Source organism: Neobacillus sp. NPDC097160 (assembly GCF_044762155.1).
In the GTDB taxonomy this organism is placed as follows: Bacteria; Bacillota; Bacilli; order Bacillales; family Cytobacillaceae; genus Neobacillus.
The window spans coordinates 1-22,435 of sequence record NZ_JBIWDU010000026.1 but is presented as its reverse complement, the minus strand read 5'-3'; the positions used below and the strand labels follow the sequence as shown (position 1 = coordinate 22,435).

At 34.6% G+C, this 22,435-nt stretch carries 17 protein-coding genes; 14 read left to right on the top strand and 3 right to left on the bottom strand.

Features of this window, described 5'->3' with window-relative positions; translation table 11 throughout:
- Positions 1 to 291: 291 nt before the first annotated feature.
- A complete protein-coding gene (locus tag ACIQXV_RS26680; protein ID WP_402964455.1) occupies positions 292 to 4,032 on the bottom strand; it encodes an Ig-like domain-containing protein in 3,741 nt (1,246 codons plus the stop codon).
- 433 nt (positions 4,033 to 4,465) lie between these two features.
- Between ACIQXV_RS26680 and ACIQXV_RS26675 the strand changes: the two genes are divergently transcribed.
- The 3 genes from ACIQXV_RS26675 to ACIQXV_RS26665 all read left to right on the top strand — a co-directional run bounded on the left by ACIQXV_RS26675 (position 4,466) and on the right by ACIQXV_RS26665 (position 8,319).
- Positions 4,466 to 4,621, top strand: coding sequence for a hypothetical protein (locus ACIQXV_RS26675; RefSeq protein ID WP_402964452.1), 156 nt, complete (start codon positions 4,466 to 4,468; stop codon positions 4,619 to 4,621).
- Positions 4,622 to 4,865: 244 nt separating this feature from the next.
- Positions 4,866 to 5,069, top strand: coding sequence for a hypothetical protein (locus tag ACIQXV_RS26670; protein WP_402964449.1), 204 nt, complete (start codon positions 4,866 to 4,868; stop codon positions 5,067 to 5,069).
- Between the two features lie 667 nt (positions 5,070 to 5,736).
- Positions 5,737 to 8,319 carry a DEAD/DEAH box helicase family protein gene (locus ACIQXV_RS26665; RefSeq protein WP_402964446.1) on the top strand — a complete coding sequence of 861 codons (2,583 nt, stop codon included), beginning with the start codon at positions 5,737 to 5,739 and terminating at the stop codon, positions 8,317 to 8,319.
- Positions 8,320 to 8,397: 78 nt separating this feature from the next.
- On the opposite strand, the gene ACIQXV_RS26660 is transcribed toward ACIQXV_RS26665, so the two are convergent.
- On the bottom strand, positions 8,398 to 8,640 hold the full coding sequence (locus ACIQXV_RS26660) for a hypothetical protein (RefSeq protein WP_402964443.1): 243 nt from the start codon (positions 8,638 to 8,640) through the stop codon (positions 8,398 to 8,400).
- A gap of 97 nt (positions 8,641 to 8,737) precedes the next feature.
- Positions 8,738 to 9,529 (bottom strand): SGNH/GDSL hydrolase family protein, encoded by a 792-nt coding sequence (locus tag ACIQXV_RS26655; RefSeq protein WP_402964440.1) that lies wholly within the window; start codon positions 9,527 to 9,529, stop codon positions 8,738 to 8,740.
- Between the two features lie 223 nt (positions 9,530 to 9,752).
- On the opposite strand from ACIQXV_RS26655, the gene ACIQXV_RS26650 reads away from it, so the two are divergent.
- From ACIQXV_RS26650 to ACIQXV_RS26600, 11 genes are all read left to right on the top strand, one after another.
- A complete protein-coding gene (locus ACIQXV_RS26650; protein ID WP_402964437.1) occupies positions 9,753 to 10,502 on the top strand; it encodes a YveK family protein in 750 nt (249 codons plus the stop codon).
- Positions 10,492 to 11,193, top strand: a complete 702-nt coding sequence (locus tag ACIQXV_RS26645) for a CpsD/CapB family tyrosine-protein kinase (RefSeq protein WP_402964434.1) — start codon at positions 10,492 to 10,494, stop codon at positions 11,191 to 11,193. Before ACIQXV_RS26650 ends, ACIQXV_RS26645 begins: the two co-directional genes overlap by 11 nt.
- An 87-nt stretch (positions 11,194 to 11,280) precedes the next feature.
- Positions 11,281 to 12,042 (top strand): tyrosine-protein phosphatase, encoded by a 762-nt coding sequence (locus ACIQXV_RS26640; RefSeq protein WP_402964431.1) that lies wholly within the window; start codon positions 11,281 to 11,283, stop codon positions 12,040 to 12,042.
- A gap of 311 nt (positions 12,043 to 12,353) precedes the next feature.
- On the top strand, positions 12,354 to 14,180 hold the full coding sequence (locus ACIQXV_RS26635; protein ID WP_402964428.1) for a polysaccharide biosynthesis protein: 1,827 nt from the start codon (positions 12,354 to 12,356) through the stop codon (positions 14,178 to 14,180).
- Positions 14,181 to 14,266: 86 nt separating this feature from the next.
- Positions 14,267 to 15,520 (top strand): DegT/DnrJ/EryC1/StrS family aminotransferase, encoded by a 1,254-nt coding sequence (locus ACIQXV_RS26630; RefSeq protein ID WP_402964425.1) that lies wholly within the window; start codon positions 14,267 to 14,269, stop codon positions 15,518 to 15,520.
- Positions 15,513 to 16,136 (top strand): sugar transferase, encoded by a 624-nt coding sequence (locus ACIQXV_RS26625; protein WP_402964422.1) that lies wholly within the window; start codon positions 15,513 to 15,515, stop codon positions 16,134 to 16,136. Before ACIQXV_RS26630 ends, ACIQXV_RS26625 begins: the two co-directional genes overlap by 8 nt.
- Positions 16,137 to 16,150: 14 nt before the next feature.
- Positions 16,151 to 16,879 carry a GNAT family N-acetyltransferase gene (locus tag ACIQXV_RS26620; RefSeq protein ID WP_402964419.1) on the top strand — a complete coding sequence of 243 codons (729 nt, stop codon included), beginning with the start codon at positions 16,151 to 16,153 and terminating at the stop codon, positions 16,877 to 16,879.
- The gene (locus ACIQXV_RS26615; RefSeq protein WP_402964416.1) at positions 16,876 to 18,105 is read left to right on the top strand and encodes a glycosyltransferase family 4 protein; all 1,230 of its coding nucleotides are present in this window, start codon (positions 16,876 to 16,878) and stop codon (positions 18,103 to 18,105) included. The genes ACIQXV_RS26620 and ACIQXV_RS26615 overlap by 4 nt, the downstream gene beginning before the upstream one ends.
- Positions 18,106 to 18,180: 75 nt before the next feature.
- Positions 18,181 to 19,257: a glycosyltransferase family protein gene (locus ACIQXV_RS26610; RefSeq protein WP_402964413.1), complete on the top strand. Its 1,077-nt coding sequence runs from the start codon at positions 18,181 to 18,183 to the stop codon at positions 19,255 to 19,257.
- 111 nt (positions 19,258 to 19,368) lie between these two features.
- Entirely contained in the window at positions 19,369 to 20,523 is a 1,155-nt protein-coding gene (locus ACIQXV_RS26605) for a glycosyltransferase family protein (protein WP_402964410.1), read from the top strand.
- A gap of 274 nt (positions 20,524 to 20,797) precedes the next feature.
- On the top strand, positions 20,798 to 22,159 hold the full coding sequence (locus ACIQXV_RS26600; protein WP_402964407.1) for a hypothetical protein: 1,362 nt from the start codon (positions 20,798 to 20,800) through the stop codon (positions 22,157 to 22,159).
- The last annotated feature ends 276 nt before the right edge of the window (positions 22,160 to 22,435 follow it).

Genomic DNA, 22,435 nt, shown 5'->3' with positions numbered 1-22,435 from the left:
TCTGTATATTAAGCAAACACAAATCTAATAGTATCACAATCTATGGTTTTTATTTGGAAATTATTTTAATTATTAACTAGGGATTTATTGGAAAATACAATTAAGGAATAACATTGCAGAAGAGGGCTCTTTGAGCACAGTTTCTTTGAAATTCCACCAATTGAGGGATGTCCTTATAAAAGATAAAAATTATCCTTTTACAGAACAATCCTATTTAGCCATGTAACTAAAGTTGTTAAAACTGAACACAAAAAGACACTCCCTAAAACGATTTTAGGGAGTGTTTCAAATTTATTTCAAAGCCCCACTTTGATTAAAGTAATACCATTTTCCGGAGATCTGTGCCCATCCAGTCTGCATGTCCCCGCTGGATTTAAAGTAATACCAGGTCGATCCGCTTTGCAGCCAGCCTGTTTTCATGGCGCCACTTCCGTTAAAGTAATACCAAGTCGAACCATCTAGCAGCCAACCAGTTTTCATCGCGCCGCTGCCCTTAAAATAATACCAGGTGGCACCGCTTTGCAGCCAGCCTGTTTTCATGGAACCACTGTTATTGAAGAAGTACCAAGTCGAACCGTTTAGGAGCCAGCCTGTCTTCATCGAGCCACTTCCGTTAAAGTAATACCAAGTAGACCCATCTAGCAGCCAGCCGGTTTGCATAGCGCCACTGTCTTTTAAAAAGTACCAAGTGAAACCATCTAAGAGCCAGCCCGTTTTCATCGCGCCTGTGGTATCAAAGTAATACCAAGTCGAGCCTTCTAAAAACCAACCCGTTTTCTTATTTCCAGTTGTTTTATCGTAGAAAAACCAAGTTCCATTCTCTTCGACCCAACCAGAAAGTTTTGCTTTAGAAACGACGACTTTGGTTTCTTCACTGACATTTCCATCTTTGTCGATAGCAGTAATCACTAATTGTGTACCTGCAATTTGAACAGGGACGGTAACTGAGAACTTACCATCAGAACCAGCAGTGGCGGAACCAATAACAGCTCCATTTACTTTGACATCCACTTTAGATCCCGCTTCTGCTTGCCCGGTAACAGAAGTGTCTTTATCTGTTACATCATTCACCACAGGTTTAGCAGGGGAAGTAACATCTTTCACGACAACAGTAGTAGATTCGCTAACATTGCCATCCTTATCGGTGGCGGTAAGGACTAACTCAACACTTGCTTTTTGAACCGGTATAGAAACAGAAAACTTGCCGTCTGTTCCAGCAGTAGCAAACCCAATAACAGAACCAATCACTTTCACTTCAACTTTAGCTCCAGCTTCAGCCGAACCAGTGACAGAAGTATCTTTCTCTGTTACTTCGTTCACCACAGGTTTAGCAGGGGAAGTAACATCTTTCACCACAACAGTAGTAGATTCGCTAACATTGCCATCCTTATCGGTACCGGTAAGGACTAACTCAACACCTGCTTTCTGAACCGGTATGGAAACAGAAAACTTGCCGTCTGTTCCAGCAGTAGCAAACCCAATAACAGAACCAATCACTTTCACTTCAACTTTAGCTCCAGCTTCAGCCGAACCAGTGACAGAAGTATCTTTATCGGTTACTTCGTTTACCACAGGTTTAGCAGGGGAAGTAACATCTTTCACGACTATAGTCGAGGCATCACTTACATTTCCGGCAGCATCCGTTACCCGCACTTCTAACTCGGTGCCGGCCTTCTGCGCAGGAATCGTGACAAGGAACTGCCCATTCTGCCCGACTGTGCTGCTTCCAATTGCGGCCCCATTTGATTCAACAGTAACTGATGCATCTTTCTCTGCGAAACCAGACACAGATTGATCTTGATCCGTGACATCATTCACCACTGGCTTATCCGGTGAAGTAATATCCTTCACCTTAACTTGCTTCGAGGTAATCAGTTGATTTTCAATAGTATACACTTCAAGGGTCAATGTACTATTTTCAGCAAGGTTGTTGACTGGTATCGAGAAATTACCTTCATCGGTAGAAGTAGTATCTCCTAGTAGAGTGTTACCCTCGAAAAGTTTGACTGTTGAGTTTGGCCAAGTCTTACCGGTAATGGCAGAGGAATCTTTAGAAAAATCATCTACGTACATCTCCGCCACTTGATAAGAATGATAATAAGTGTAACCGGAAAAATCCGTTATTTTGACAGATAGGGTATCGCTTGGTCCCACATAAAAATCATTAAGTCTAAATGTGCCATCACTTCTTAATGGAACAATCTGTCCATTAATTGTGACACCGACAAAAGGAAGGGTAGCACCAGTTAAGTTCACTTTTCCATTGTTGCTAACAAGTGGAGACTCATAGAGAGCAAACGGAATATCCTCTAATATGGGAGTGCTAACATTCATACTTGAAAAACTATTTGAGCCATTAAGTACCGCTTGTCCGTTTGATGATGGATAGCTGTAATCAAAGAAATTGACGCTGCTTGCATAAAGGCCGCCTGTGATATTTAGACCACCGTAACTAAATAACCCGCCAAGAACGTAAATATTCCCATTGATGGTAACTCCGCCGTTAACGGTTAATGTTGCACCAGGAGCAATGTAAACATCTGAATTAATCGTTTTATACGACCAATATTCGCTAGTGGATACAATATAACTACTTAATGGAGTGATAGACTTCTGCACGTTGAAATCCCCAGAACTTAAATCTGTTTCCCCGGCTTTCACAACGGTAGAATTCCCATTTGAATCTTTAATTTCAATAGAATCTACTTTCCAACTGCCTAATTCAGTATTAGTATCTATAGCCATCTGTCCAGTAAAATGCTGATTGTCGTACGAAAGAGGAACGGCAACCTTAGATTTACTAACTGGTGAAATGTAGGTAACGGTTGCTTCCTCTAAGTTCGTATCATCGGTAGCATCGACTGTGAAATTGACATGATCCCCAGCCTCAGTAATCTTCTTATTAATAGATAGTTTAGTGAAAGAAGGCGGATTTTCTTCGGTAAAGACGGTAAAGTTTCCGCTTTCAAATTTGTCACCATAATAGGATTGATAAAGGGCTGTTGTGTTTCCGGTGTTATAGATACTTAGCATAAATAATATGTAAGTTCCGGATTCAAAATTATCTGTAATAGGAAGATTACCTTCAAACAATTTGGTTTCATTATTATAATTTAGACCTACTGAAAAACTCTTTTGGGATACAGGTGTTGTGAAGTTGATATTTAAATATCTAACACTTTCAGGCACTTGAGCCTTTACGCTAAAATTAAGTGTATCGCCATAAGTTGCTTCCTTGACATCCACATTTACACTGTTAAGGATGTCTTCTCCACTTGTACCGCTAACTGCAAAATCTCCATTTGCGAACAACTCGTTATTTTTTGACCGATAAAGAGCGATATGAGGACCGGAGCCGTAAGTGCTTAACATGTTGAGGGTGTAAGATCCAGATTCAGTGTTACTTAGAATAGGAAGACTACCATCATAAGTATTTGATTCACTGTTGTAATACATCGATACAGTAATCCGACTATCGGATACAGGGGTATCGTAATATAAATTAATATAGTCTATTCCGTAATTCCCCGTTGCTTTAATACTAAATTTGATCGTATCTCCAAGTTTAACTTCTTTTTTATCACCGGCAATACTCTCAAATAAATCCGTACCACTGGTACCACTTACGATAAAATCTCCATCTTTAAACATATCAAGATTGTAATAACTAAAAGAATTACCAGAAACTTCATATATACTTAACATCTCAAGATGATATGATCCTGTTTCAAAATTGTTTGTAATCGGTATATTGCCTTCAAATAAACCAGAATCGCTATTATAATCCAATCGTACTGTAAAATTCTGATTAGTGACAGGCGATGGGTAATATATGTTAAGATATCGAATCTCTGCTGCATTCGTCATCTTCAAGCTTACTTTGATTGTTTCTCCGGCAGTCACCTCCTTTTTATCTAAATGAATACTTTCCAACACAGGCTTAGTGTCATCTGCAGAAGCAAATACATTACTAATCGGCACTGTGCTGATAATTAATAAAATTGCAGCCAACAACGAAATAACTCTTTTCAATTTTCTACCTCAATCCCTATTAAAATATCTAAATTCAATACTAATATTATCACAATCCATTGTTTTAAAATGGAAATTCTACAATTTCTTGTTTTTGGGGATTACTAAAAAAAATGATAAAAAAGAGGAGGCGTCAAGGCAGTATGAAATGGTGGTTTTTTGGAAAAAGAAAAAACTTCAATCGAAATAATAAAGGGAATAGTGATTGTTTCGAATTAAAATAGCTGGTAATCTCGTTTTTGTAGTCTTAAACGATTTAGAGTTTGATTGTTCTCGGACAGTTTGATGTGTTTACGTTAAAAAAGTCGCCCATAGGAAAGTTTTCGTGGTATTATTTACCTATAATAGTGGGATAATTCAGTTTTCGATATATGTAACTTGAACTATCACTCTATTTAACTCAAAACGTTGTTATTTTAAGGGGGACTTTTCAGTGACACGAAAAACGAGAAGTGATTGTACGGTAGGAACATTTGAAAAGAAGCATGGTCTTCCAGCTGGTACGATCCGAAACGCAGATGGAAGAGATACAAGAAGCGATAAAAAAATTGGTACAATTCGAAAAGAAGCAGAAAGAAATCAAAAATAAAAGGTGAAAAATGGCTATAAAAATGTGTAGTGCAACGACGAAAATATGTGCCATGTGTGCACAATGGAATGGATATCAGGGTGGAAGGAATGTAGCGCCCAAAGTTAATGCGAAAAACTTTTGGGAATATGATTCTGAAGAGGATCAAATTTGTTTTGAAAAGCATTTGAAAACAAAAGCTTGGAATAGCTGCAGCAACTGGCAAAGAAAATACAGCTAGTTGTTTGTTAGGGAGGGGACCTTTATGGGATTTTGGGATAATCTCGGAGACGGGATAAAGACTTTATCGGAAAAGGCAGATAACTATAATCAAGAAGTTAGTAAATATATGGACCAATATGATAGATACAGCACAGCTGATTTACAAAAGAAAGCTAAAAGTGGCGGTCCGTTGGCAAAGAAAACGGCCATTTTGAAAATTTTACGTAACCGGGGAGTAGTAAATTAACAGACCGATAAAACCTCTGAGGACAGTACAATGATTACATGTAATGGTGTAAGCATAGGCACAATGCCAATACAAAAATGAGATTGTCCATTCGGAGAGAAGACAATCTTTTTTTTTCTTCTCCTTTCGTAAAGTCTACTATATTCCATTGTTAAAAGGGTATGTTATTCACATATTTTGATATCATCGATTGGATAAAACGGAAGAAAGGATAGGGTACTGAGCAGGTGTTAAAAAAAATAATGATTTTTTCACTTAAAAGAATCGTCTTTTCACCTAAAGAGAGAGCGATAATTACAACAGTAGAATATGCGGGCAATGGGGTAAAGAAGATTCGTGAAGCCAAAAAAGAGGCTAAGAGAAAAGAGAACTGTCGGAAAAGATAGATAGTTATGCGAATCGCGGTTTTGTACTCACTTTTATTTGGTATCTGTTTGGTTTTATAGTTAGTTTCTATTTAATGAAATGGGGATGGATTGGACGAACTCTGGTTGTTTTGGGATACATCGGTCAGTATCAAAATTTAAGAGAAATCCAGGATTATATCAGCGTTACTCGAGAAAAATTTTTCACAGTACTTTCTTTTATAGGGCTAGTAGCTGTATTCTTTTTCATCTTTTATAAATAAAGCTGGCAATAACGAAGCTAGAGAATAGAGGATAAACACATGAGTTATAGTACGATCATAATAGAAGAAGAGCAGAAAAAAAGAGATGGTAGAATAAAATCTTTATTCCCTCATCAAAAAGATGCATATAAGTCACTTTCTGAAACATTCACTTTTCCGTCGGAACAATATAAAGGTGGACTTGTTGTTATTCCAACTGGCGGTGGAAAGACATTTACGGCAGTAAATTGGATTTGCAGCAATATTCTTTCTAAAGGTATCAAGGTGCTATGGCTTGCCCAGTCATCCAATCTGTTAGATCAAGCATATGAAACATTTATCCATTCAGCTGCCGATATCCATGAACGCAAACAAGTGAACATCAGAGTGGTATCTAGTAGTCAATCGCATTCTGAACCATCTTCTATCAATACTACAGATGATGTATTAATTATTACAACACAGAGTGCTATAAAACAGTATAATTCATCTGTTTTAGATTTACAGGGTAACGTTGTTGAGACAGCTTTTAAAAATTATTTGTTGGCTAATCGTGGTGAAGAATTCTTTGTTGTATTAGATGAAGCGCACCATGCCCCCGCGTATGGATGTCGAAATTTGTTATTGAATATGAAAGATATGCTAGGAAAGTATTATTTACTAGGATTAACTGCGACTCCAACATACACAGATATTAGGAGAAGAGGGTGGCTTTTTGAAATTTTTGATCAGGGGATTTTGTCTCAAGCGAACCAGGCAGAACTGATTGCACAGAATATCTTGGCTTTGCCTAATTACATTGAAAAACCAACAGGTAGAGAGTATGAAGTAGATGACCGATTGTACAATCGGTTAGTTCGGGAGCATAAAGACCTACCAGAAGATATAGTAGAAAGAATTGCTAAGGATTCATTAAGGAATAATTATATTATTAATGAGTATGTTCAGAATAAAAATACATATGGGAAGACTATTATTTTCGTAGACCGTTGGTATCAATGTGTATATATGGAAACAAAATTAAGCGAATTAGGGGTTAATGTGGGATCCGTTTTTTCAAAAATTGATGCTAATTCTGGAAGTGCTGATCTAAGGAACCAAAGAACAAAATCGGATAATGAGAGAATTATAAAAGAGTTTAAAGAAGGAAAAATTGATGTGCTCCTAAATGTGAGGATGCTTGCGGAGGGAGCTGATATTCCAGATGCAAAGACTGTTTTTGTTACACGCCAAACAACAAGTTCTATCCTCTTAACTCAAATGATTGGAAGGGTGCTGCGAGGCAAACGAGCAGGCGGTGGTGAGAATAAAACTGAGGCCAATGTTGTTTTATTTATCGATAATTGGAAACAAGTCATTGATTGGGCAAGACCAGGAATTGGTGAAAAGGGTCCTACTTCTCCGACCGTAAGAGGATACTACCCACTAGAATATATTTCTATTGATTTAGTTGAAAAATTAAGCAGGCAGATTGAAATAGGAGATTTCTCAGGAGTAGCACCTTTCATTAAAACCATTCCAATTGGCTGGTATATTACTAATATTACCGTCAATGTTTCGGGAAATTCGGAGGAAGAGACGAAATCCATCAATGAATATGTTATGGTTTACGAAGATAATGCAGAAGCATTTATAAACCTTATTAACTTTTTACTTGAAGAAAATTCTCTCCATGAAGATATATGGGGAAATGAGGACTTTGATGAGAAGTATCTAAATGAGAAATGGTTTAAAGATGACGTAGATGTTCTGATTAAGCGCTTAGAAAAACAATTCTTTATTGAAGAGAATAAGAGTGTTGGCAACATATTGAATCGAGATATAGGTTGTATAGTGCGCCACATTGTTCAAAATAAGGCAGTGCTAGGTGATATAAGTGCAAGACCGGACTACTATTCATTTGATGTCCGTCACGAATACGATTTAACAACATTGGTACTATACGTTTTAAAAAAGGATTATAATGATCTGGCTCAACTTCAGTATTTAAAAAACGAATTTTCTAAAGCAGGAAGCCTATGGAAGCAATTTTATAAGACCTTTGGAAACTTCAAAATTGCGTTTGAAATTGAAAAACTGCGTATTTTAGAAGGAGAAATAACGGAACTACCAGTAGTAACGCCACCAAACGTTATAAGAAGGGAAAAAGAATTATCAGAGACAGAAAAGGAACACGTTAAACGACGCGATGGTTTTCAGTGCGTTTGTTGCGGATATGACATCAAACGAAGCCTTGAGATTGATCATATTATTCCTTTTTCTATGGGTGGGGAAACATCTATTCAAAATTCACAGACATTGTGTAAAACTTGCAATGGAATAAAGAGTAATAATGCTATCAATTTTAAGGATTCCTATAAATCGCTATTAGTTTCGCCTAAAAAATTTGTGTTATATCCCCCTCGAAGAAATGATAGGCCAATAAATACACTAAAGCGTATCATTAACTTTTATTATCACTGTAATGCTGTGTCGAATATTAATTTGCATACCAGAAAAAATGGTGCTAATTATTCTGTTTGGGAAGTTGAGCTATATCCTGAAAACTCTGTAGCTTGGTTAGAGCAACACAAAGAGGATTTACTATCATACATCCAGAACGATTTAGGATATAAGCATGTAGTTGAGGTTGAAATAAAATAGTAAAAGGAAATACCCCTAATAACTTAAACTTAAATAAAGCACTCCCTAAAGCATACAGCTTAGGGAGTGTTTTCATGTTTATTTCAAAGCCCCACTTTGATTAAAGTAATACCATTTTCCGGAGATCTGTGCCCATCCCGTCTGCATGGCACCGCTGGAATTACAGTAATACCAGGTCGAGCCGACTTCCGCTTCACCACTTATCGCGGTTGACTGATTGGTTACCTCATTCACTTGTGGTGCTGCCGGTGCAGTAACATCTTTTACAACTAATGCGGCAGTTTCACTTACATTGCCGAAACTGTCTGTAGCCGTTACCACTAATTCAAACGAAGATGGGTACTAATGTTGTAAGGGTTACATATTCTCAATATTGTGGAAAAATAAAAGCGAATCTTTCGATTCGCTTGACTATCATTTACTTACTAATTAAAAACTGTAGGATGTAATCACTCCATACCTGATACCCTTTGTCGCTAGGAGCACTTTGATCCGAGGTAAGATAGTCTTTAATGGCCTCCGTGCCTGGGTCCGGCCATGCTGACCAGTGATCGAGATAGTCGATTTGATTTTGTTCAGCATACTTCTTAAGTTCTGCTACCTGTGTAGGGTAGATTCTTGCTTTATAAAGTGGAAAGGATGGTTGAAGGATAAAGGTTGTCTCTGGATTTACCGCTTTAATGTCGTCCATTATTTTGGTGAGATCATTTAACGTGTTCTCCAGTAATACTTCACCGTTATTCATCAAGATAAAAGGCTCAAGCACAATCAAATTTGCTTCCGCTGCAGCTATTTCGTCTTGTTTGTTGCTTTTAACTAATTGGGTAGAAGTGGAATGGTAGGTCTTAAGGTCAACCTGTATGTTTTTCTTTCCAAATGTCTTAAGCAGTTTTTCTTTTACAGTCGGAAATGAACCAGCTGTATCAGAGCCGATGGCAGGAGAACCGACAAACAATACCTTAAATGGTTTCTTTGCATTTTGTGTTTGCTTAAATCGATCAACGGCTGTTGTAGGCCAATTACCTGTATAGGCAATGATGTCTTCATCGGTTCCTTCGTTCTCAATAGTTTGAGTGGTGGCCGCTTTATTGTTGGAAAAGCTTGACGTTTTCTCTGATGCTGCTTCTATTCGTTTATTCCAATAGGAATGACCGAAGAATAGGACGGCTACACAGGCAATTCCAAGTATGATCGTGAAAAAATGTTTCATTATATAGTACCTCCAAATAGTATTGCACATCTATTATAACAGAGAAACATTTGAAAATTAATTCCAATTTCAATTTTAATCTACAAATATTTACAAAAATATGTACAATAAAAAAAGTAAAAGACGACAAAAATGTCAAAAATGTTACAAATAAATCCAAACAGTGACAAATTTTATGGTATACTATTTCTTGGTTTACTTTTTACGATACAGGGAGGACGACATGGAGGAAACAATCAGCTTAAAAGAGGTACTGCAAACAATACGCAAACGATTAAGTTTAATATTGAGCATAACATTTATCTCCGTATTAGTAAGTGGTGTAGTAAGTTATTTTTTCTTAACACCAATTTATCAAGCTTCAACACAGCTTCTTGTTAATCAATCAAAAAACGAACAGGCGCCAGTTCAATATAATGAAGTACAGACAAACCTTCAATTAATTAATACTTACAATGTGATCATAAAGAGCCCGGCGATTCTTGATTTAGTTATTAAAGAATTAAATCTAGATATGACAGTAAGTGAACTTAATGGAAAAATTACGGTTGGAAATGAAACGAATTCGCAAGTTGTTAATTTGTCTGTCCAAGACACAAATGCGAAAATGGCAGCGAAAATTGCCAACAAAACAGCCGAAGTATTCCAAAAACAAATTGTTACTATTATGAGTGTGGATAACGTTAGTATTCTTGCAAAAGCTGAGGTTGCAGACCATTCTTCTCCAATTAAACCAAAACCATTATTAAATGTAGCGATTGCTTTGGTTGTTGGACTTATGGTGGGTGTAGGTTTAGCATTCCTACTTGAATACTTAGATAATACAATCAAAAACGAACAAGAAATCGAAAATCTAATTGGGGTACCGGTACTTGGTTCAATCGCGATCATGGATGAATCAAAACTTAAGAAAAGTAAATTTGGCAATGCGAAACAAAATGCTAGTTTAAGAGGTGAGACGATTGGCTCTTAAAAAAAGGAATAATAAACCAGTAAATAATAAAAGAACTCTGATTACGATGATGGATTCAAAATCACCAATATCCGAGCAGTATCGGACGATCAGGACCAATATTCAATATTCGACAGTCGATAAAAATGTTAGAACCTTAATGGTCACTTCTTCAGGACCTGGAGAAGGAAAATCAACAACCGTTGCCAACCTCGCTGTTACGTTTGCACAGCAAGGGAAAAAGGTATTATTAGTGGATGCGGACATGAGAAAGCCAACTGTTCACTATACCTTTAATCAAACGAACACATTTGGGTTAACGAGTGTATTAACCAAACAAATCCCATTAGAAGAAGCGATTGATGAAACAAGTGTAGAAAACCTATTTGTTTTAACAAGCGGTCCAATTCCGCCAAATCCTGCGGAGTTACTTAGTTCGAAAGCAATGGAACAAATCTTCCAAAAAGCAGAAGAGCTGTATGACATTATCCTTTTTGATACCCCGCCATTATTGGCCGTCACTGACGCTCAGATTTTAGCGAGTCGCTGCGAGGGTACAATTCTAGTTGTCTATAGTGGGAGGACGGAAAAGGATCAAATGTTAAAGGCGAAAGAACTACTTGATTCTGCACAAAGTAAATTACTCGGTGTTGTGTTAAATCATAAGAATATTAAAGATACAAATTACTATTATTATTACGGTACTAAGTGATCAGTATCACTTTGTCTACTATTTATAGCATTATTAAATGGTGATAAACTGGAAAAATGGCGAATAATTGGAAGAGGAGTGGGTCGAATGATAGATATCCATTGTCATATATTGCCGGGCATTGACGACGGCGCCAAGAATATGGAAGATAGCTTAACAATGGCAAGGGAAGCTGTGAAAGAAGGAATTTACACCATCATCGCCACTCCTCATTTAAATAATCAGTATGATAACCGCAGGGAATCCATCCTAGCAATGGTTGATATCCTAAATCAAAGCCTGCAAGAGGCAAACATTAACATGAAGATTTTACCCGGTCAAGAGCCCAGGATATTTGGTGAAATACTAGCAGATTTAGAAAATGGCGATATTCAAACATTGAATGATAGTCAATATTTGTTCATTGAATTCCCGTCAAGTCATGTCCCAAGGTACACAGAAAAGCTATTATTTGATATCCAAGTAAAAGGGCTTACCCCAATCATTGTTCACCCTGAGCGAAATGCTGAATTAATGGAACGACCTGAGGTACTTTACAATTTGGTAGAAAAGGGTGCTTTAACACAGGTAACAGCATCTAGTCTTTGTGGATACTTTGGGAAAAAGATCAAAAACTTTTCGAATCAATTAATCGAAGCAAATCAAACCCATTTCATTGCTTCGGATGCCCATAATGTGGTCAATCGAACCTTTAAAATGGAAGAAGCTTTTGACTTGATAGATTCGAAGTTTGGAACGGACTATGTCTATCTTTTTAAAGAAAATGCGGAGCTGTTGATTAATAAGAAAAATATCATAAAAGAAATGCCGTTTCAAATAAAGAAGAAAAAGAAATTTTTGCTGTTTTAACTGACTAAAACGATTGGAATTAACTGATTACAATATATCAACAAAGTCATGCTTTATGATCTAACTGGCGTAGTTTTATCTAGCCTTTAGCCAAGGAGGCAACTATTTATGCTTTGAGAGGGGGATATCTTTATAGGTTTCTTCTCCTGAAGGTATGTCGGTTAAAGTGTAAATGAAGGATGGATTAGATACACCAATAATAAATATCTAATGAAAGAACAGGTGTTATACACATGAATTTCCATTAGATATTTATTTTTTTGCAAAGATGTTTAGAAAAACGAAATATTAAGAAGAGGGGGAATGTATGGATGACTTACGGAAAAAGGGTAACCGTACTCGCAGCCTTGGATTCATTGATTGTTTTGACGGCAATCTACATAAGCTATTTAACGCTGGTTCCAAATTTAAACGTGTTTAAAATTCCGATGCTGTATGTTACTTGGATTACGTTGTTTATATGCCATCATTTATTTGCTTCTATTTATAAGCTTTATAACAAGGCGTGGGAATATGCGAGTGTTGGCGAGCTAGTTGCAATTGTGAAAGCAGTGACCTTTTCGATAGCCGTAACGGCTGCGATGCAGGAAATTGTGTTTCATAACATATATGTAAGAGCTTTGGGAATTACCTGGATGCTTCATGTACTGTTAATTGGCGGCTCTAGATTTTCATGGAGAATGTTTCGTGACAACATCATGAGCAAACAAAAAGATATTAAACGAACGCTTATTATTGGTGCAGGTGCTGGTGGAACAATGGTAGCAAGGCAATTGCTGGGTAACCATGAGATCGATCTGAAGCCTGTTGCATTTATTGATGATGATCCGAAGAAATATAAATTAGATGTTCTTGGGATACCGGTTGTTGGAGATTCGAGTCATATAAAGGAAACCGTTGAGAAATACAAAATTGATAATATTGTGATTGCGATTCCTTCATTAGGTCAAAAGGAATTGAAACGGATTTTTGAAGAATGTGCAAAAACAAAGGCAAAGACTCAAATTATTCCTAGATTAGAGGATTTAATGACAGGGAAGGTTTCTGTAAATCAATTCCGCGAGGTTCAGGTCGAGGATTTATTAGGCAGGGAACCTGTTGAGTTAGATATAGCGGGCATTTCAGAACGGGTATCAGGGAAAACAGTATTGGTTACTGGTGCGGGTGGTTCGATTGGATCGGAAATCTGCCGGCAGATTTGTAAGTTCAATCCTAGCAAAATTGTTCTATTAGGACATGGTGAGAACAGTATTTATTTGATTGATATGGAGCTTCGTAAACAATATAAAAATCAAATAGAGATTGTGCCCGTGATTGGTGATATTCAGGATCGGACGAGAATGTTTGAAGTCATGGAAGCACATAAGCCGTATGTTGTGTACCATGCGGCAGCGCATAAGCATGTACCGTTGATGGAATATAATCCGAGGGAAGCGGTAAAGAATAATATTTTTGGAACGAAGAATGTGGCGGAAGCAGCGGACACTTTCGGTGTGAATACGTTCGTGATGATTTCTTCGGATAAAGCCGTGAATCCTCCAAATGTAATGGGGGCGACGAAGCGGTTTGCGGAGATGATTATTCAGAGTCTGGCTGCAAATAGTCATACGAAGTTTGTTGCAGTTCGGTTTGGGAATGTTCTTGGCAGCCGGGGGAGTGTTATTCCGCTGTTTAAGAAGCAGATTGCTGCTGGTGGTCCAGTTACGGTAACTCATGAGGAGATGACTCGTTATTTTATGACGATTCCGGAAGCATCACGGCTTGTGATTCAAGCTGGGTCACTTGCACGTGGTGGAGAAGTTTTTGTTCTTGATATGGGTGAGCCTGTTAAGATTGTGGATTTGGCGAAGAATCTTATTAAGCTGTCGGGATATACAATAGAAGAAATCGGGATACAGTTTTCAGGACTTCGTCCTGGGGAGAAGATGTATGAGGAACTTCTGAATGAGAATGAGGTGCATCCGGAGCAGGTGTATCCGAAGATTCATATTGGGAAGGCGAAGGTTATACAAGCTTCTACTTTGGGAGAGTTGATTGAGAGATTGTTAACTATGTCTGAAAAAGATATGCATGATACTTTGATTGATGTGGCCAATAATAGGTTTGATCAATCAGTTCTTTTGTCAACAGCAAATTAGTGAAATAGAATTGATAGTTAAAAATCGGCAAATATAGAATAAAAGTCTAAGGGTCTTATACCTAAATAAAGAGAGGAAATAAAAAAATGATTGATACCAAAATAAGAAATATCCCTTTCTCTCCTCCAGATATTACAGATGCAGAAATTGAAGAAGTAATTAAAGCGATGCAGTCCGGATGGATTACAACTGGGCCAAGAACAAAAGAGTTTGAAAAGAAAATTGCTGAATATGTTGGTGTAAACAAAGCTGTGTGCCTTAACTCTGCTACTGCAGCTATGGAACTTACTCTTCGTATATTGGGAGTAGGACCTGGTGATGAAGTCATTACTTCAGCATATACGTACACAGCATCTGCTTCGGTTATCGATCATGTTGGGGCAAAAATTGTCCTCGTTGATACTGCTCCGGATTCGTTTGAGATGGATTATACAAAACTTGCTGATGCGATTACAGAGAAGACAAAGGTAATTATCCCTGTTGATTTAGCGGGAAAGATGTGTAATTACGATTATATTTATGAAATAGTAGAAAACAAGAGAGGTCTATTTAAAGCTAATAATGAACTACAAACATTATTTAATAGAGTTATTGTAATGACAGATGCTGCTCATGCTTTTGGTGCTGAAAGAAATGAGTTGAAATGTGGACAAGTTGCTGATTTCACTTGTTTCTCATTCCATGCTGTAAAGAATTTGACAACAGCTGAAGGTGGAGCCGTTGTTTGGGGCAGCGGTCTTGGGCTGGATGATGAATGGCTTTATAAACAATTTATGCTTTATAGTTTACATGGTCAGTCAAAAGATGCCTTGGCTAAAACTCAAAAAGGCGCTTGGGAATATGACATTATCTATCCTGCTTACAAGTGCAATATGACTGATATAATGGCCAGTATTGGATTAATACAGTTAGATAGATATGAAGTTCTCTTGGAAAGACGTAAAGAGATTATTGTGATGTATGATAGAGCGCTATTGCCATTAGGTATTCAAAGCTTAGAGCATTATGGTGATGATTTTGCATCTTCGGGACATCTTTATTTGGTGAGGATACCAGGGATTGGTGAAGCTGAAAGAAATAAAATAATTGTACAGATGGCTGAGGCTGGTGTTGCTTGTAATGTACATTATAAGCCATTGCCTATGTTTACTGCTTATAAGAATTTAGGGTTTGATATCAAAGAGTACCAGAATGCTTTTGATGTATATAATAATGAAGTTACGTTACCATTGCATACCTTACTTAGTGATGATGATGTAGAGTATATTATTGGTACTTTCAAAAAGATAGTAAATGAAGTCTTAAGTAAAGGTTCTCAAGTGAGGTCAAAGAATGTATAAGAGTTTTTTTAAACGATTATTGGACTTAATACTTGCAATAATAGCCCTCCCATTTTGGCTAATAATATTAGTTATTATTGGACCAATTATTTATATCCAAGACAAAGGCTCCATCTTTTATAATGCACCTCGGTTAGGGATGAATGGGAAAGTATTTAAGATGTATAAATTTCGTTCGATGAAAATGAATGCACCAGATCTTAGAAATGAAGATGGATCAACTTTTAATTCTGAAGATGATCCAAGACTAACTAAGATTGGAAAGTTTATTCGTAAAACTAGTATCGATGAAACACCGCAACTTTTAAATATTATTAAGGGTGATATGAGTATAATCGGTCCAAGGCCAGACTTACCGGAACACCGTAAACTTTACGAAGGCAATGAGGGTCGGAAATTAGAAATTAGACCAGGTGTTACAGGATATAATCAAGCCTATTTTAGAAATACGGTACCTTGGAAAGAACGAATACAAAATGACATTTACTATATTGATCATCTATCTTGGTGGCTCGATTTAAAAGTGTTTATTAAAACGGCAAATTCAGTATTGAAGCGTGAAGATATTTATGTAATTGATAAAGGTTCAAATAAAAGTACTGATACGGGATTGTAGGATAGGAGACTCTTATGGAAGAAAATAAAATCACCTTCTATGAGTTAGATTGGGATACAGAGTTTTTTGGGGTTACAAGTGCAAAAGCTATTTTGCATAAACCACTTTCACTAAATGAATGGGATGAACTGAAAAGTAGATTTAAAGAATATCAATTTATTTCAATTGAGAATCGTAATTCAGAACCTGTTAATGCACAAATGATTGGGAAAGATACGCATGCGTTTTTAGCAGACGTCAATATACAGTTTATAAAAGAAATTAAAGAGCATAATAATGTGCAAAAAAACATTACAGTTTATCAATCGTTAAAAGAAAATAATCAAATTATAGAAATAGCAGATTTTCAATTCTCAAAGTTTACAGAGGATCCCGAATTGTCTGATCGTGGTGGTGAACAAGTCTATCGACAATGGCTAATAAATTCCTTTGAAAAGCCAAATAAATATTTTGCTTTATCTAAAGACGAGAATGGTGATATTAATGGCTTTCTATTACATTCTTTTTTTGATAATGCCTGTGTAATAGAGCTGATTGCGGTATCACGAGGTGCTGCAAAGGGTGGTATTGGAACAAATTTATTCAAAACAGTTGAAAATGCAGCATTACAAGGTGGGTGCAAAAAAATTAGAGTTGGTACACAAGCTCGAAATATGAGTGCGATTAACTTTTATCATAAAGTTGGTTGTAAACAGGTAGGGTGCCATCAAGTTTACCATTTATGGAAGGGAAAAAAAGAATGAATAGGATTGTAACAATAAATCATTATGGTGTAACGCCAGATATGCCTGGGCCGACAAAGAATTATGAGATGTCGAAGTTTTTTGCTGATAATTATAATTGTAAGTCTGAATTTTGGATTTGTGGATATAGTCATTACATTGGGAAGATGGATAAAAGTTTAGGCAAGCTAAAATTCCAATCTAAAAGACGAATTAATAATTTTTCTATTGTTAAGATAAAAAGTACTCCATATCGAAAAAGTTCATTCTTAAGACAATTAAATATCACTGTGTTTGATTTCTTATCGGCAATTAAAATCTTATTTTCTAGAAATATCGATTTTATTATTTTAACGATCCCGCCTGTAACTATCTTCAGTGTTATAGCTGCAAAGTTAAGAAGGATTAAATTGGTGGTGGATGTAGAAGATCTCTGGCCATTATTTTTAGAAGATATGGGAATGAAGAATAAACTTGTGATAAAGTATATGAATTTTGCAGCTGATTACCTTTATAGTTCTGCTGATGGAATCACTGCTGTTTCAAAGGGTATGCTTAATTATGTTAAAGAAAAAGTAGATTTAAAACCAATGTGGATTTCTCCTTTAGGTGTAAATACAGATAGTTACTTTAATAAAACTGCTGATACTTCATTGATTGAAGATAAAGAGTGGAAAAGTGATTTTAAAATTATGTACCTTGGAGTACATGGTAGGGCTAATGATTTATTTTCAGTATTAAATACTATTAAAGTTTTTAATAACATAACGAATAACGAAAACAATAAAATGGTTTCATTTATTTTTATTGGTGACGGAGAACAAAAACTAAATTTAATTCAATATGCTGATGAATTAGATTTAAAGAACGTTTATTTTGAAGATCCGGTTCCGGGAGACTTGGTTCCAGACTATTTAATCCATGCAGATATATGTTTAACGAATCTAATGAAAATAGAAAGTTTTAAACTAGTAAGACCCAATAAATTATTTCAATATATGGCTCTTGGGAAACCAATTGTCTCAGGTATTTGGGGAGAGTTTCAAGAGATTATAGAAGATGTAGGTTCAGGTATATATATCGATTTTAATAATCAAGAGGAAGCAAGTATTAAATTGTATGAATTAATTTCTAATGAAAAGTTACTTAAGATTATGGGAGATAAAGGAATTGAGTATATAAAGAATCATGGTGATAGGAAAAAGATATTCTCAGATTTTTACACCCATTTAATTGAGGAAATCTGATAATTGAGTACTGGGAAATCTCAGTTATCGACTTTATCGGATTAATCAGTATAGTCACTTGTTAAGGAGCAAAAAATGATAGGAATTATTTATGTTGGCTCAATTAATCGTTGTCCTTATTTAAAAAATTATACAAGCTGCCTTGATGAACTTTCAATTGATTATGAAATAATTTCATGGGATAGGTCAGCAAGTACTCAAAATGAATCGGTAGAGTTTACTGCTAAAAAACATCACATTTTTAACTATCCATCAAAAGAACAGAGAAATCCTATTTATAAAATTAGTGATTTTTATCGTTTTAGTAGGTATGCAAAAAAAATTATTCGAAAACAAAAATACGAGAAGTTGATTGTTTTAACTACCATGTCTGGTGTAGTGATTTTAAAAGAGCTTCGTACTCGATATAAGAATAATTTTATTTTTGATTATAGAGATGCAAGTTTTGAATATTTTGGACCATTTAAATCCATACTAAACAAAATTGTTGTCAATTCTTCTTTTACTAGCATTTCATCTAAAGGTTTTTTACAAGTATTACCCAAAAATATGAATTATGTTATGGCGCATAATTGTTCGAGTTTTGAGACCTGTATTGACAATAATAAAATAAAAAATTCTAAAGTGGTAGTTGGTTATATTGGTGGTTTAAGAGAGACTGACTATATGAAATCACTTGTTGATAGATTTGGAAATGACGATAGGTTTGAATTTATTATACATGGTGGCGGGGAAAATCTCCAAGAGCTAATTGATTACTCTGAAGGGATAAGTAATGTTGTTTTCACGGGAGAATATCAAGAATTACAAAAAAGTAAATTAGTAAAAGAGTTTGATTTGATTTGTTATAACTATCCAAATTCATTTGTTAATGATCTGGCTTTAGCAAATAAATTTTACGATGGTTTATTATTTAGAAAGCCATTAATAGGTAATAATAGTACGTATTCTGGAAAGTTAATAGAAAAACAATCTGTGGGTATAAGTTTGGATTTCGAAGATAAGGAATATAAAAAAAAGCTATACAACTATTATATAAATTATGACGCTCAATCATTTGAAGAGAGTTGTGATAAATTACTTGCAGAAATTCAGAGTGAAAATTATTTTTATAAGAAAAAAATAAAAGAGTTTTTTGTGAATGGAAATTAAAAATAGAAGATAAAACTGTAGTTATTGTTTGAATATAGATATAGCCCTTTGATGGAATTGTATTTATAGAATTACAATTAAATTAAACAAATGGATTTAGAAGGGGAAAAAATGAAGATATTATTTATATGTTTGTTTCCTATTGAAGCAAATAATTCAGCTATGATGAGAAATCTAGCATTAGTAAATGGGTTAATATCTAATAGTTGTCAGGTTGACTTTGTTACTATTCCACCAAGTAAGAATGTTCAAGCTGTTAATAAGAGCGATAATTTTGAAGGAATCAATATTGTTAGGCTGAAAGGTAATGATTTATATAATGCTGTTACATCTGTAAAAGGTAATAAAAACAGTGTTTTGAAAAATCTAACTATATCAGTTTTACGGAAGGTTTATCATAAATTCTCAATTTTTCATTATACTTTAAAAATTGCAAAACATATTGATATTGGAATATTAAATAGCCAAGAATATGATTTAGTTATATCTTCATCTGACCCTAAAACCGCCCATATTACTGCTATTAATTTGATAAAACAAGGTTTAAAATACAAAAAGTGGATTCAGTATTGGGGAGACCCTATGGCGATGGATATAACTAACCATAGTATATATCCTAATTTTTACTTGCGTAATATTGAGAAAAGTTTGTTAAAGGATGCAGATCATATTATTTATGTTTCTCCATGCACATATGAAGCGCAGAAAAAGGCATTTCCTGATTTGGCTAAAAAAATGACATTTGTTCCTATCCCTTTTAGAGAGGGGAAAATATATCCGGAAGTAAAAAAAGATAGGTTTCTAATTGGATACTTCGGCGCTTACATGAAAATATCTAGAAACATTGAACCGCTTTATAATACCTGTGATAGCTTGAATCAAGATGTAGAGCTAATAATAATGGGAGAAACTGATTGTTCATTTGAAACGAAGGAGAATATATCAATATTTCCAAGAGGTGACGCATCAGAGTATGAGGCAAAATCAGATCTTCTAGTATGTGTTTTAAATAAAAGCGGAACTCAAATACCAGGGAAAATATATCATTACGCTGCAACAAACAAACCAATTCTGATTATACTTGACGGTGAAAATAAAGAAACAATCAGAGAGTATTTAGAGCCATATAACAGATATGTTTTTTGTAATAATAATGAGGACGAAATTAATTGGGCTATAAAAGAAATCAAAGAACAAACAGTTCAATATGAACCTTGTGAAGCATTTGATAGTAAGATAATTGCCAGAAGAATTTTGAAACTCTAATTTGTACTATAAAACCTTAAAGATTTGGATATATTCCTTCTTAAATATAATGAGATTGAATTACCTTTGTCTCCGAATTGTTTACTATTTAAATACAGATAAACTTTGGAAATAGGCAGAAAAAATGCATTTAAAAAATGAAAATTAATAAATAAAGTATGATAATATAGTGATTTTGGATTTTTAATAACAATACAAAGGAATTTAAAATTATCATGAATTAATCAACTTAAGCTATGTTTAAGGCACCATTTATGTCGAGAGGGAAGATAAAATGTTATCTATGAATCCAATTGGAAGTGATAAAAAGGCATTTTTTATACTTGTCATATGTTTTATAATTTTTGCGTCATCTATACTGACCTTTTCGTTCCCCGTATTTATTATGCAAGTATTGATGATGTCAATAACTCTTCCGTTAATAACGAGAAAAGATTATAGGATGGTTAAATTATATTTATTTATTTTTGCATACTCTCTTGCTTTTGTATTTCTAATATATATTGCTAATAATTTGTCATATGGTTCTCCTTATTATTTTGGTGGCTCAGATGATATAAATTTTGAGAATGAAGGCAAGATTATAAATAACTCTGGCATGCTAAACCCCAAGGAGATACTAGAATCTGGAATTATTGGTTTTTGGCATAATGCTCCATTTTTCTCATTATACATTTCAGCATTAATTAAGTTCTCTGATTGGTTTGGTGGTTATAATACGTTTTTACCAAGAATTATGAATGTTTATTATTTAGTTTGGATTTGTCTGATATTTGAATACTTTCTCAAAAAATATACTCAATTTACCGACAAAAAGGTTTTTTACAGCATTTTATTTTTTACATTAACCCCGAATATTCAGTATATTAACGCTCATGTATTTAGAGATACCTTTAATCTATTACAAATACTGTTGATAGTTTTATTATTTGAGAAATTGTTAAGCAATCAAAAATATTTTAGAAAAATATTAACGCTAGTAACCTTGCCATTATTAATATATATAACATACTATACTAGAATAAATTCTTTGGTTTTTGCAGGTGCTTTATGCGGTTTAATTTTAGCTAAGAAGTTAAGGATAAATAATATACTATTTTTAATAGCGATTATTCCAATATTATTTATGAGTAATTTTTTTGCTGCTATTAGATTTGATTATTTTATTAAAAGTTATAGTAGTTATACATTAGAATTGGCAGGTAATGGGTTGAGTCGATATGTATTTGAGCAACCATTGATACCTTTTGGATTAATATTTCGAGTGTTTTATGCATTAATCACACCTTTTCCTAATTTTTTTGGTTTATTTAAAGATGAAAAAATGATTTTATTAGATTTTTCAATGTTACTTGTTTTTATCGGTGTAATATTTCAAATTTTATCAGTACCGTTTATTTTAAAGAGGCTATTAAAATTTGATTGGTTATCGTTATCATTTTTAATTTTATTTTTCTCAATAATTAGTACGACATTTACATTTAGACATGTTCTTATCTATTATCCACTTATGGTAGCGGTAGGGGTAGATGGATATTTATCCTTATCAAAAAATAGAAGGGTAAAATATCTCTATTTGAGTGGAACAGTTGGATTATTCTTCGCTTTAATATATATGATATTAAAAGTTTTTTGATTTTTTTTGAAGGGTTATTTTTATACACAAATTTTAATTGGAGAGTGTAATGCATTATTTGTTTAAGCTACTTTTACCAATGATTTATTGTAGGAGAACACTATGAAACATCTTCATATTACGAATACTGAAAAGTTCGTTGAACCTTTTATAAAGTTTGTTAATTCTAATTTTGATATTAATGAACATCAATTTTTTTGCTTCAATACTAATGAAACTGATTTTATAAAAGAAAGATATATCAAATAGCAAAAGTTTGAAAAGCTTTCAATAAAA